Source organism: Paraburkholderia graminis C4D1M (assembly GCF_000172415.1).
In the GTDB taxonomy this organism is placed as follows: Bacteria; Pseudomonadota; Gammaproteobacteria; order Burkholderiales; family Burkholderiaceae; genus Paraburkholderia; species Paraburkholderia graminis.
In genome coordinates this window covers 120,341-133,830 of record NZ_ABLD01000010.1, presented here as the reverse complement: position 1 = coordinate 133,830, position 13,490 = coordinate 120,341, and the positions used below count along the sequence as shown (strand labels likewise).

9 protein-coding genes are annotated in these 13,490 nt (G+C 65.7%); 7 read left to right on the top strand and 2 right to left on the bottom strand.

Annotated features, from left to right (window positions below; genetic code table 11):
- Nucleotides 1-261: 261 nt before the first annotated feature.
- Entirely contained in the window at nucleotides 262-1,911 is a 1,650-nt protein-coding gene (locus BGRAMDRAFT_RS17975; protein ID WP_006050224.1) for a gamma-glutamyl-gamma-aminobutyrate hydrolase family protein, read from the bottom strand.
- A 128-nt stretch (nucleotides 1,912-2,039) separates the two neighbouring features.
- Nucleotides 2,040-3,797 carry a cation:proton antiporter gene (locus tag BGRAMDRAFT_RS17970; protein WP_006050223.1) on the bottom strand — a complete coding sequence of 586 codons (1,758 nt, stop codon included), beginning with the start codon at nucleotides 3,795-3,797 and terminating at the stop codon, nucleotides 2,040-2,042.
- Between the two features lie 181 nt (nucleotides 3,798-3,978).
- Between BGRAMDRAFT_RS17970 and BGRAMDRAFT_RS17965 the strand changes: the two genes are divergently transcribed.
- From BGRAMDRAFT_RS17965 to xdhB, 7 genes are all read left to right on the top strand, one after another.
- A complete protein-coding gene (locus BGRAMDRAFT_RS17965) occupies nucleotides 3,979-4,665 on the top strand; it encodes a DUF2848 domain-containing protein (protein WP_006050222.1) in 687 nt (228 codons plus the stop codon).
- Nucleotides 4,666-4,672: 7 nt separating this feature from the next.
- Nucleotides 4,673-6,034: an MFS transporter gene (locus BGRAMDRAFT_RS17960; protein ID WP_006050221.1), complete on the top strand. Its 1,362-nt coding sequence runs from the start codon at nucleotides 4,673-4,675 to the stop codon at nucleotides 6,032-6,034.
- Nucleotides 6,035-6,111: 77 nt separating this feature from the next.
- Nucleotides 6,112-6,792, top strand: coding sequence for a GntR family transcriptional regulator (locus tag BGRAMDRAFT_RS17955; RefSeq protein WP_006050220.1), 681 nt, complete (start codon nucleotides 6,112-6,114; stop codon nucleotides 6,790-6,792).
- An 80-nt stretch (nucleotides 6,793-6,872) separates the two neighbouring features.
- Nucleotides 6,873-8,252 carry an amidase gene (locus BGRAMDRAFT_RS17950; protein WP_006050219.1) on the top strand — a complete coding sequence of 460 codons (1,380 nt, stop codon included), beginning with the start codon at nucleotides 6,873-6,875 and terminating at the stop codon, nucleotides 8,250-8,252.
- 162 nt (nucleotides 8,253-8,414) lie between these two features.
- Nucleotides 8,415-8,924, top strand: a complete 510-nt coding sequence (locus tag BGRAMDRAFT_RS17945) for a disulfide bond formation protein B (RefSeq protein WP_006050218.1) — start codon at nucleotides 8,415-8,417, stop codon at nucleotides 8,922-8,924.
- A 517-nt stretch (nucleotides 8,925-9,441) separates the two neighbouring features.
- Nucleotides 9,442-10,986, top strand: a complete 1,545-nt coding sequence (gene xdhA / locus BGRAMDRAFT_RS17940) for a xanthine dehydrogenase small subunit (protein ID WP_006050217.1) — start codon at nucleotides 9,442-9,444, stop codon at nucleotides 10,984-10,986.
- Nucleotides 10,986-13,445: a xanthine dehydrogenase molybdopterin binding subunit gene (gene xdhB / locus BGRAMDRAFT_RS17935; protein WP_006050216.1), complete on the top strand. Its 2,460-nt coding sequence runs from the start codon at nucleotides 10,986-10,988 to the stop codon at nucleotides 13,443-13,445. The genes xdhA and xdhB overlap by 1 nt, the downstream gene beginning before the upstream one ends.
- Nucleotides 13,446-13,490: the final 45 nt, after the last annotated feature.

The window sequence follows — 13,490 nt, the reverse complement described above, 5'->3', positions numbered from 1 at the left end:
GAAAAGCGCTAATCGCCCGACTCGGGGCGGTCAAAAACAAGATGTGTAAATAACCGTCAACGGCATAAAAAACCGAGGCGCCACCTGGACAGTAGCGCCTCGAAACGAATCAGATTTTCTAGTGGCCGAGCCGCGATCCGATCGGGTCACGTCGCATAGCCGCGCGGCCCAACGGCCAGGATATCCGTCGGCGCGCGGGGCGTGCCGCGTAAGCGGCGACGAGCGCGGACGCGCAGGCTGGATGCAGCTACGGCGCCTCGCCTAAAACCGCGTTTCCCGCGCCACCCGCAAGAAAGTATCGAGCAGCGGCGTGCAATCCAGCAACTCCGGCCCGCCCGCGCGATGAAACTCCGGATGCCACTGCACGCCCATCACGAAAGGCGCGCGCCGATAGCGCACGGCTTCGATGATGCCGTCGGACGCCGACACCGCCTCAATATTCAGATCGCGGCCGAGCGTCTTGACCGCCTGATGGTGAATCGAGTTGACGATCACATCGCGCCGCGCCGGGAACATGTTCGCGAGCGTCGACCCGTCCGGGAAATGGATCGCATGGCGGTGCTGATCGTAATCTTCGTTGACGTGCGCGCCCGCGGTCGGCACATCGGTCGCAATGTCCTGATACAGCGTGCCGCCAAATGCCACGTTGATGAGCTGGCAGCCGCGGCACACGCCGAGCACCGGTTTGCCCGACTCGATGAATTCATGCAGCAGTTCCAGCTCGTACATGTCGCGCACGCGGTCGCCGGGCCATTCGGGGCGGGTCGCCGCTTCCGCATACGACTGCGGCGACACGTCCGCGCCGCCTTGCAGCAGCAGCCCGTCGAGATGCTTCGCGTAATCGCGCAAACGGATATTGCTCGGATGCAGCATGCCCTGGTGCCCGACCGTCGGAATCATGAATACCAGCACGTCGCGCGACATCACCCAATGCGCAATCGATTCCTCGAGGTATTGCAGCGTCTTGCCGCGCAGCCCTTTCGCGCCGGGCTCGGGGTGAAAGATGCGCGCCGATACGCCGATGCGCAGCGTGCGCTGCGTGATCCGCTGGCCGGCACGGTCGAATAGCTGCCGCGCGCGCGCCGCGATGATGCGGCCGAACACCGACCACGCCGAATCCGTCTGCTTCAGATAGCGCGGCGGCGAAGGCGGCAATGCATTCGGCGGCGGCGGATTGGTCGCGCTGAAGTCGGGCGCCGCGCCGAAGCCCGGCGGCGGCGAGCCGGCGGGACGCGCGGTGGACGCCGTGGTGGCCTCGGCGTCGAGGACTTCGTCGGTCGAGGTGATCAGTTCGCCTTCGATCGGTTCGCTCGTGAGCGGCGCCGCGCCGCGAGGCTGTGAAGACTGCGTGGGCGGCGCGGGAGGAATGGACGACGCGGCGTCGCGGCCGCGCGTCGTGCGCGCATCGCGTTCGTGGACGGCCGCTTCCTGCTTCGCGACCGACGCCGCGGCGGCACTGCGCGCTTCGGCGGCGTCGCGTTGCTGGGCCGTGCGCCTGTCGACGGGCGTCACGGTGGACGCGCTTTCGGGAGCGTCCGTCGACGACCTCGCCGCGGCTTCGGACGAGCCTGGAGGCGCGGAGATCGGCGATGACACCGACGCACCGCCCCCGGACGAAAGAGCCGCCGCACGCCCCGCCGTCGATGACGACGAAGATAGCACCCCGGTCGAAGTCACAGGGTCTTTCACCGGCGACTGAATGGCATCTTCATGCGAGAGGGGCAAGGAAGCCGCCGGTTCGGCGGGCGCTTGACCAGGCGTTGTTGTGGTGCCAGGCGTCGCGGACGTCGCGGGCGTTCCCGACGTTGCCGAAGTCCCCGGCGTTCCAGGTGTTCCCGCCATCCCCGCCGTCACCGAAGACGTCGAAGTTCCACCGGCTTGACCGGCGTTTTCAGGTTTGTTTTCGCTCATGACTGTCGGAGGGGCGCCTTCCACGCGAACGAATGAATATGCCCTGATTATCCGCCAGCGTGCCGGACCGGGCAAACGCGCACACAATTGCTCACATTGTCCGGCCGCGCCGCCCACTGCCCTCAAACTTAAGGATCAGGCTGTTCGTCGAAAGTTTCGCGCAGCGCGATTTGCATAGCCGCGTGAATCTTCACGCACCAGCGCCAGACAAGCGCGAGCAGCAGCGCCGCGCAGATCAGCACGGCGACGAGCAGACCGGTCGGCGGCAGAATCCCGCCCGACAGCGCGGCCACGAGCAGAAACACGCCGACCATGCACACCACCGGCACCAGATCGGAGATCGCATAGCGTAGCGCGCTCGTGAAGCGCCCCGCCGTCGCGGGCTGCACGCTCACTTCCGCAAGCAGCAACGCGAGCGACTTGGTCTTGCGATAAACCGCCACGAGAAACGGCATCGACACAAGCAAGGCGGCGCTCCACAGCACCACGCGCTGCATCGGCTCGGCGCTGATCCAGTGCGTCAGCAAGCTGCTGATGTAAGGGGCGCCGTAGGACACCATCAGAAAGATCGCGGCGACGAGTGCGAGATTCACCGCAATCTGCAGGATGATTCGCCGCGTCATGCTGAAAAGCGTCGGCTCGCCGCTTCCGGTGCTCAGGCTGCCGAGCCACTGGCTATACATGCCGAACACGTTGACCAGCGTGCGCGGCATAGCGTGAGCCAAACGGCGCGTCAGCGGATCGGCGGCGCGAATCAGATACGGCGTGAATAACGTGGTGAGCGCCGAGACAGCGACCGCGATCGGATACAGAAACGCGCTCGTCACCTTGAGCGTCAAACCAAGCGACGCGATGATGAACGAGAACTCGCCGATCTGCGAAACAGTCATGCCGACGCGCATCGCCGTGCGTCCGTCCTTGCCCGCGAGAAAAGTGCCGAGCCCGCACGACACGATCTTGCCGACGATCACCGCGATCGTGATCACCGCGATCGGCCACGCATAATCGACGAGCACAGCCGGATTCAGCATCAAGCCGATGGTCACGAAGAAGATCGCGGAAAACGCATCGCGCAGCGGCGCGATCAGATGCTCGATGCGATGCAGATGCCGCGACTCGGCCATGATCGCGCCGATCAGAAACGCGCCCAGCGCAATGCTGTAATCGAGCTTGACGACGAGCAGACAGAAGCCGAAGCAGAAGCCGAGCACGGCGACGAGCAGCATCTCGTCGCTGCGGGCGCGCGCCACGTAGTTGAGCGCCCGCGGCACGACGAGAATGCCGACCACCAGCGACACCGTCATGAACAGCAACAGCTTGCCGAGCGTGACGACGGCGACGCCCGCGCTCAACTCCCCCGTCTGCGCGATGCCGGACAGCAGCACCAGCATCGCGATGGCTAGAATGTCCTCGACGATCAGAATGCCGAACACGAGCTGCGCAAAACTCTCGCGCTTCAGGCCGAGTTCGGACAATGCCTTGACGATGATCGTCGTCGACGAAATCGCGAGTATCGCGCCGAGGAACAGCGAATCCATCGGGCTCCAGCCGAACGCGCTGCCGATCTCATAGCCGAGCCACAACATCAGCACGATTTCGGAAAGCGCCGCGACGATCGCAGTCGCGCCGACCTTGAACAGCTTGCGCAGACTGAATTCGAGACCGAGCGAAAACATCAGGAAAACGACACCGAGTTCGCCGAGCGTCTTGATGGTCTGTTCGTCGTGAATCAACTGAAACGGCGGCGTGTACGGCCCGATGATCACGCCCGCCGCGATATAGCCGAGCACCACCGGCTGCTTCAGGCGATGGAACAGCACCGTGACGACGCCGGCGAGCGCCATCACGACCGCCAGATCCTGAATGAAGCCGATGCCTTCATGCATGCGTCCGATCCCTTACAAAAAGTAATGTGAGCGAAGAGTGTAACAAACGCGCGCTGATCGTCGAACCCGCGCCAAATAAAGCGCGACACCTCGCTCGTCCGAGTTGCAAATGTTTTTGACACGCTGGACGGCTGTGAAATATCACCATAATATTTGCCGCATATTTCTTTGGAGCCAAGTGATGCAGCAGGTGTCTTTTCAAGTTGTAGATCGTTCGGGCGCCGCGCGCACCGCGCCGATCAAAGTGGACCGTCTGACGATTGCCGGTTGGGCCGGCCGCGACCAGGCCGCGATCGAGCATCACATTGCCGAGTTGGCCGAACTCGGCGTGAAGCGCCCGTCCACTACGCCCTGTTTCTATCGACTCGGCTCCGAACTGCTCACGCAAGCCGAACAGATCGACGTGGTCGGCACGAAGTCGAGCGGCGAAGCGGAATGCGTGCTGGTGCAATCGGATGAAGGGTTGCTCGTCACCGTCGGCTCAGACCACACGGACCGCGAAGTGGAAGCCTATGGGGTGACGGTCTCGAAGCAGGTGTGCCCGAAACCCATCGCGCGCGATGCATGGCGTTTCGACGATGTCCGCGACCATTGGGACCAACTCGAATTGCGCGCGTTTGCGCTCGCGAACGGCGAGCGGCGCGTCTATCAGCAAGGCAGCGTCGCGTCGCTGCTGTCCGCCGCCGATCTGCTCGCGCGCGCCCCGCTTAGCGAAGGCGCGGCCATGTTCTGCGGGACGCTCGCGGTGCAAGGCGGCATCGTCGGCATGGCGGACGGCGACGCGCTCGAACTCGAATTGCACGACCCCGTCCTGAACCGCACGCTGCGCCACGCCTATCGCGTGCGCGCGTTGTCCATCGTCGAATGAGGCACTCATGAGCAACCCCTCGCCGTCCGCCGCGCACCCGTCCGCCGACCCGTCCACCGACGCCTCGCTCGAAGCCACCGCCATCCGCAAGATCACGTGGCGCATCATGCCGTTCCTGTTTCTCGTCTATGTGCTGTCGTATCTGGATCGCGTCAACATCGGTTATGCGAAGCTGCAGTTCACCGGCGACCTCGGCCTCTCCAACGCGGCGTATGGACTCGGCGCGGGGATTTTCTTCTTCGGCTATTTCGTGTTCGAAGTGCCGAGCAATCTGCTGCTGAAGAAGTTCGGCGCTCGCGCCACGATCGCGCGCATCACGATGCTGTGGGGCCTGCTGTCGTGCCTGATGATGTTCGTGCGCAGCGAAACGATGTTCTACGTGCTGCGCTTTTTTCTTGGCGTCGCCGAAGCCGGGCTCGTGCCAGGCGTGGTGCTCTATCTGACGTTCTGGTTTCCGTCGGACCGGCGCGCGCGGATGGTCGCCGTGTTCATGGCCGCGATTCCGGTGGCGGGCATCATCGGCGCGCCGCTGTCGGGCTTCCTGATGTCGGCGCTGCACGAAGCACACGGCTTGCGCGGCTGGCAGTGGATGTTCCTGATCGAAGGCATTCCGTCGATTCTCGCCGGCTTCTGGGCGCTCGCGGTCTTGCGCAACACGCCCGCCGAAGCCGCGTGGCTCACCGACGATGAAAAGCGCGTGATCCTCGCCCGCCTCTCGCGCGAAAACGCCGCGGCCGCCGCGCAAGGCGCCGAGCATAGCCTCGCGGTCGCGTTGCGCTCGGGCCGCTTCTGGCTGCTCACGCTGATCTACTTCTGCCTCGTCACCGGCAATGCGGGCTTCTCGTTCTGGCTGCCGCAGATCGTCAAGGACCTCGGCGTGACGAACCTCGTCAGCAATGGCTTCGTCACCGCGATTCCGTATCTGGCCGCGGGCATCGGCATGATTCTGATTGGCCGCTCGTCGGATGTGACGGGCGAGCGCCGCTGGCATTACGCGGTGTGCTGCTTCATCGGCGCGGCGGGGCTGCTCGGCAGCGCGTCGGTCACGAATTCGATTCCGCTTGCGGTCACGGGTTTGTCGATTGCGTATATCGGCATTCTGGCGGGCTTCGGCATTTTCTGGTCGATGTCGACGAGCTTCCTGCAAGGCACGGCTGCCGTCGCGGGCATTGCGGTGATCAACTCAATCGCGAACCTCGCCGGCTATGTGAGCCCGTATGTGCTCGGCATCGTCAAGGACGCGACGCATAGCGTGACGTTCGGGCTCGTGCTGATCGCGGGCGCGCTGATCGTAGGCGGCCTCGTCACGCTGATGATGCCGCGCGTGAAAGTCGAGCACGCCGCAGCGGCGGTGCCGGGACGCGCCTGATAGCGCACGGGCCACCCGCACGTGCGCACAAAACCTTGCTCTACAATGCCCGGACGACCTAGTCCGCACTCTTTCACATGACGCTTTTGCAGACCGCCCGCCCTCCGCGACCCACCCGAGCGACCGCCAACGCGAGCCTCGCCGAACAGGCGTATGCGTTCGTCAAGCGCGAGATCATCACGATGCGTTTGCGGCCGAGCGAGGTGCTCAACGAGGCGGAGCTGATGGCGCTGACCGGGATCGGCAGAACGCCGGTGCACCAGGCGCTGCACCGGCTCGTGCACGAAGGGATGCTGACCATCATGCCGCGCAAGGGCATCATGGTTCGTCCGGTTTCGCTCGACGACGTGCTGTCGATCATCGACGTGCGCCTCGTCAACGAAAGCTATTGCGTCGAGCTGGCCGCGCGCCACGCGCAGCAGCACGACTACGACGCGATGCAGGCGCTGCTCGAACGCTCGGCCGTGTGCGTCGCCGCGCACGACATCGAAGGCATGATGGACATCGACCGCGAATTCCATCTGGCCATTTCGGCGGCCTCGCGCAATGCCGTGCTCGCCGACATTCTGCGCGGACTGCACGAGCGCTCGCTGCGCTTCTGGTTCATTTCGCTGTCCGAGCCGCATCATCTCGAAGACGTTCATGACGAACATGTCGAACTGTTCCGCCTGCTGCGCGAGCGCGACGCCGAAGGCGCGCGCCGCTCGGTGCAAAAACATATCGAGGCATTCCGCGCGACGCTTTTCAACCGCATCTGATCGACAAGCATTTGACCCAGCCGCTTGCGAGTCACGCTAGCGAAGCGGCTTCATACAGTCCAACCGGATCGAACTACATCATGGCCACCGAATTCACGCCCTTCCCGCCGCTTGCCCAACTCGCCGGCGATCTCGCCGCGGGACGGACCACGAGCCGCGCGCTCGTCGAAACCGCGCTCGAACGGATCGCCGATCCGGCCGGCCAGGGCGCGGTCGCCTTCATGCACGTCGACGCCGGCGGCGCACGCCAGGCCGCCGACGCGCACGACCGTCTGCGCGCCGCCGGTACGGTTCTGTCGCCGCTCGCGGGCATTCCGGTATCGGTGAAGGATCTGTTCGACATCGAAGGCCAGCCGACCCGCGCCGGCTCGACGGTGCTGGCCGACGCGCCCGCCGCGAAGCAGGACGCGGTGGCCGTCGCGCGCCTCAAACGCGCGGGCGCGGTGATCGTCGGACGCACCAATATGAGCGAGTTCGCGTTCTCCGGGCTCGGCCTCAATCCGCACTACGGCAACCCGCTGTCGCCGTACCGCCGCGACGTGAAAGGCGACGAGCGGATTTCGGGCGGCTCGTCGTCGGGTGCGGCGGCGTCCGTTGCGGACGGCATGGCGGCCGTCGCGCTCGGCACCGACACCGGCGGCTCGATCCGCATTCCGTCCGCGCTATGCGGGCTGACCGGCTTCAAGCCCACGTCCACGCGAATTCCGAAGCAAGGCGGCGTGCCGCTTTCGTCGACGCTCGATTCGTTCGGGCCAATCGGCGTTTCCGTGGCGTGCTGCGCGCTGGTGGACCGCATGCTCGCCGGCCTCGAGCCGCGCGTGCCGGCCGCGCGCCCGCTCGAAGGCGTGCGCCTCGGCGTGCTCACGAACTACGTCACGGACGGCGTCGAGCCCGCGGTCGCCGCCGCCATCGACACGGCGCTCAAGCATCTCGAAGCGGCCGGGGCGATTGTCAGCGAAGTGCGCTTTGCGCCGCTCGACCGTCTGCCGGAGATCAACCGCTTTGGCTTTTCGCCGATCGAGGCGTATGCGTGGCATCGTCCGTTGCTGGAAAAGCATCGCGAACAATACGATCCGCGCGTGCTGGTGCGCATTCTGAAGGGCCAGCCCGCCAGCGCCGCCGACTATCTCGACCTGCTCGCCGAACGCGACGCAATGCTCGCCGAAGCCGCCCGCACGCTGTGGCAGCGCTTCGACGCGGTGGTCGCGCCGACGGTGCCGGTGGTGCCGCCGCGCGTCGCCGAACTGGTTTCCGACGACGATCTGTTCGGCCGCACCAACGCGCTGATCCTGCGTAACCCCGGCGTGTTTAATTTTCTCGACGCGTGTGCATTGTCGCTGCCGTGCCACCTGCGCGGCGACGCGCCGGTCGGCCTGATGCTGGCCGGCGCGCCGCACGCCGACGACGCGCTGCTCGCTATCGGCCGCGGCGCCGAGGCAGTGCTCAACGCGATTCGCTGACGCGCGCCTGCGGCATCGAAGCGCGCCTGAGTGCGTGGCGCCGTGGGGGCGGGGGTTCGCGCTAGAATCGCGGGCACCTGCCCTTTTCGCTGACAGACGACCATAACGACCGCCTGACAGCCCACAACAGCCGCACAACACACGCACACAGCCACACGATCCATGAACAACGACAACGCGATGCTGCGCCGCGAGCGCTCCCTGCTGGTCCTGCTAGGCCTGATCTGCGTCGGCCTCGTGGCCGGCGCACTGTACCTGCAATACTTCAAGCACGAAGACCCGTGCCCGCTGTGCATCATCCAGCGCTATTTCTTCCTGCTGATCGCGATCTTCGCGTTCCTCGGCGCGCGTTTTAACAGTTGGCGCGGCGTGCGTCTGCTGGAAGTCATGGCTGCGCTGTCGGCGCTGGCCGGCATCGTGACCGCCGTCCGCCACGTGTATGTGCAGGCGAATCCGGGCTTTAGCTGCGGCTTCGACGCGCTCCAGCCGATCGTCGACAGCCTGCCGCCCGCGCACTGGCTGCCGGGCGTGTTCAAGGTCGCGGGGCTGTGCGAAACCGCTTATCCGCCTATCCTCGGGCTCACGCTGCCGATGTGGGCGCTGGTCGGCTTCGTGCTGGCGTTTGTGCCGCTGGCGCTGAGTCTGGTGCGCAATCGTCGACGGATCGCGTAGGCGGGATTCGCTGGTTGGGGCGGGGTTGGGGCTGCCGCTGGACTCCGGCCTCGCCCAGGCAGCCCGCTACGCTACCGCACCGCACACTGCCCTACCGAGCAGCGCCTCCGCCGTAGCGCGCCGTCCGGCACGGCCCACCGCCGCTCTCCGCCTCGTCGCGCGCCGCCCACCCCAGAACCGCGGCGGCGCCGTCAGCAAGTGCGAAAACACCGAGCTTTCGAAGCCGCGCACCATGCGGCACACGCACCGCGAGCGCCACACCCACCGCAGCGCCGCCCACCGCCTGGCAGGCAACACCGCCCCACCCCAACGCAACTTCCCCGCCCCTCACGAATCCGACACAAATCGGACTTATCTCATTGCTTGTTCCGCATAAGCTTCATGCGGCATCGGAAATATTTTTGGGGCGCGGGAGTGCTATCTTCGGTTCTGGATGGCGATCTACGTGCGCGAGGCCGGCTTTGGCGCGACCCCATGCGTAACGCGCGCCCGGTCCGCACTGTCTTCTGGATTCGCCATGACAACGCAAACCATCCGCTTTTATCGCCAGGGGTCCGTCCAAGAGGTCGCGGGCGTGCCCGCCTCGCGCACCGTGCTCCAGCATCTGCGCGAAGACCTGCATTGCACCGGCACCAAGGAAGGCTGCGCTGAAGGCGACTGCGGCGCCTGCACCGTGGTCATCGGCGAACTCGACGGGCGCGGCGCGCTCGCGCTGAAAGCGGTCAACGCCTGCATCCAGTTTCTGCCAACGCTCGACGGCAAGGCGCTCTTCACCGTCGAAGACCTGCGCGCCGCCGATGGCACGCTGCATCCCGTACAACAGGCGATGGTCGACTGCCACGGTTCGCAGTGCGGCTTCTGCACGCCCGGCTTCGTCATGTCGATGTGGGCGCTGTACGAAAACCAGCCGGCCGCGGCCGGCCTGCCGACACGCGACGAAATCAACACTGCGCTGTCCGGCAACCTGTGCCGCTGCACGGGCTACCGGCCGATCGTCGACGCCGCGCAGAAAATGTTCGACTACGCGCAATATCCGCGTACGACGCTCGACCGCGAGGCAATTGAAACAGCACTGCGCGAACTGCAACGCAACGACACCTTCGAATACCGCGCCGCCGATTCACGTGGCGCTGCCTTCGGCTCGCCGGCGTTTTACGCGCCCGTCGCACTCGACGCGTTCGCGCAGCTTCGCGCCGAGCATCCGGAAGCGCGGCTCGTCGCGGGCAGCACCGATGTCGGCCTGTGGGTCACGAAGCAGTTCCGCGATCTCGGCGACATCCTGTATATCGGCAACGTGCGCGAGCTAAAGACGGTCGAGCACGACGCGCAAACGCTGACCATCGGCGCCGCCGTCACGCTCGAAGACGCGTACGCGGCCCTCGCCGCCGACTACCCCGAACTCGCCGAACTCTGGACGCGCTTCGCGTCGCTGCCGATCCGCAACGCCGGCACGCTCGGCGGCAACGTCGCGAACGGCTCGCCCATCGGCGATTCGATGCCCGCGCTGCTCGCGCTCGGCGCCGAAGTCGTGCTGCGTCACGGCGCGAAAACGCGCACGCTGCCGCTCGACGCGTTCTATCTCGGCTATCAGAAGACGGCGCTCGCCGCGGGCGAATTCGTCGCCGCGCTGCGCGTGCCGCGGCCTGGCGGCATGCTGCGCTTTCGCACGTACAAAGTGTCGAAGCGCTACGATCAGGACATCTCCGCGGTGTGCGCGGCATTCGCGCTGCATATCGACGACAGCGGCACGATCCGCGAGGCGCGCATCGCGTTCGGCGGCATGGCGGCGACGCCTAAGCGCGCCGCGCAAACCGAGGCCGCGCTAACCGGCGCGACGTGGGACGAAGCCGCCGCGCGGCAGGCCATGAACGCGCTCGCCGCCGACTACCAGCCGCTCACCGACATGCGCGCGTCGAGCGCGTATCGGCTGAAGGTCGCGCGCAACCTGCTGTGGCGCTGCTATCTGGAAACGCGCGACGACGCGCCGCTCGCGCTCTTCGACGTCAATGTGTTCGCGTTCGAAGCCGGCACGCCGGACGCGATTGCGAAGGAGCCGTCGTGATGAACCGCACCGATGCTTTTGTCGAACGCGCCGCGGACGCCGGAGCGCATCCCGTTGAACGCCAGGCCGCCGCGCGCGAAAGCGAGGCCGCGATCGGCGTCGCGCTGCCGCACGAATCGGCCGCGCTGCACGTGAGCGGCGAAGCAACGTACACCGACGACATCGTCGAACTGCACGGCACCTTGCACGCGGCGCTCGGCCTCTCGCGCCACGCACATGCGCGCATCGTGTCGATGGATCTCGACGCGGTCAGAAAAGCGCCCGGCGTGATCGCCGTGCTGAGCGCCGACGACATCCCCGGTGAAAACAATTGCGGCCCGGTGCTGCACGACGATCCGATTCTCGCCGTGAATGAAGTGCTGTACCTCGGCCAGCCGGTATTCGCCGTGATCGCGGAAAGCCACGAACTCGCGCGCCGCGCGGCCGCGCTTGCGAAAAGCGATGACGTGATCCGCTATGAACCGCTCGAAGCGATCCTCACGCCGGCTGACGCGAAGGCCGCGAAGCAGTTCGTGCTGCCGCCGCTGCATCTGAAGCGCGGCGATCCCGATGCAAAGATCGGGGCCGCGCCGCACAGGATCAGCGGCACGTTCGAAGTCGGCGGCCAGGAACAGTTTTATCTGGAAGGCCAGGTCGCGTATGCGGTGCCGAAAGAGATGGACGGCATGCTCGTCTACAGTTCGACGCAGCATCCGAGCGAAATGCAGCAGGTCGTCGCGCATATGCTCGGCTGGCCCGCGCACAACGTGGTGTGCGAATGCCGGCGCATGGGCGGCGGCTTCGGCGGCAAGGAATCGCAGTCGGCGCTGTTCGCGTGCGTGGCCGCGCTCGCGGCGAAGCTGCTGCGCCGTCCGGTGAAGTTGCGCGCCGATCGCGACGACGACTTCATGATTACCGGCAAGCGTCACGACGCGATCTACGAATACGAGGCCGGCTTCGATAACAGCGGCCGCATTCTCGGCGCACGCGTGGAAATCGCGTTGCGCGCGGGCTATTCCGCGGACCTGTCAGGCGCCGTCGCGACACGGGCCGTCTGTCACTTCGACAACGCGTACTACCTGTCCGATGTCGACATCGTCGCGCTCTGCTGCAAGACCAACACGCAGTCGAACACCGCGTTTCGCGGCTTTGGCGGACCGCAAGGCGCACTCGTGATGGAGGTGATGCTCGACAGCATCGCGCGTCAATTGAACCGCGATCCGCTCGACGTGCGCGCGGCCAACTACTACGGCATCGGCGAACGCGATACGACGCCCTACGGACAGCGCGTCGAGGACAACATCCTCGCGCCGTTGACCGACGAGCTACTCGACTCGAGCGACTATCGCGCGCGCCGCGAAGCGATCGCCGCGTTCAACGCGACGAGTCCGGTGCTCAAGCGCGGCCTCGCGTTCTCGCCGGTCAAGTTCGGCATATCGTTCAACGTGCCGTTTCTGAATCAGGCAGGCGCGCTCGTGCATGTCTACAAGGACGGCTCGGTGCTCGTCAATCATGGCGGCACCGAGATGGGCCAAGGGCTCAACACGAAGGTCGCGCAAGTCGTCGCCGGCGAATTCGGCTTGCCGCTCTCGCGCGTGCGTGTGAGCGCAACGGATACGTCGAAGATCGCGAACACATCGGCGACGGCTGCTTCCACCGGCAGCGATCTGAACGGCAAGGCCGCCGAAGCCGCGGCGCGCACGATCCGCGCGAGGCTCGCGGAACTCGCGGCGAAGCAGTTGGGCGGCCATGCCGACGACGTGCGGTTCGCGAGCGGCGAGGTGTCGGTCAACGGCGGCGCAATGCCGTTCGAGCAACTGGTCGGCGCCGCGTATCTCGCGCGCGTGCAGTTGTGGTCGGACGGTTTCTATGCGACGCCGAAAGTGCATTGGGATGCGAAGACGCTCACCGGTCATCCGTTTTATTACTTCGCGTACGGCGCGGCCGTGTCCGAAGTCGCGATCGATACATTGACCGGCGAATGGAAACTGCTGCGCGCCGACGTGCTGCACGACGCCGGTCAGTCGATCAATCCGGCGATCGATCTCGGCCAGGTCGAAGGCGGCTTCATTCAGGGCATGGGCTGGCTCACCACCGAGGAACTCTGGTGGAATCGCGACGGCCGCCTGATGACGCACGCGCCGTCCACCTACAAGATTCCTGCGGTGAGCGACACGCCCGCCGCATTCAATGTGCGGCTCTACGACAATCAGAACGCGGAACCGACGGTGTTCCGCTCGAAGGCGGTCGGCGAACCGCCGTTGTTGCTGCCGTTCTCGGTGTTTCTCGCGATCCGCGATGCGATTGCGGCCGCTGTGCCGAACGCGCGATGCGCGCCGTCATTGCGTGCGCCGGCCACGCCCGAAGCGATTCTCGATGCGTTGGATGCGTTGAGTGCATCGAGTGCCGACGAAGCGAACGAGCCCGCATCGGCGCAACGCACTGCGAATCATGCGACGATCACGCACACCACGGCTTGAGCCGAACCGCACTCAACAAAGCACTGAACAAAACAATGAGTAACG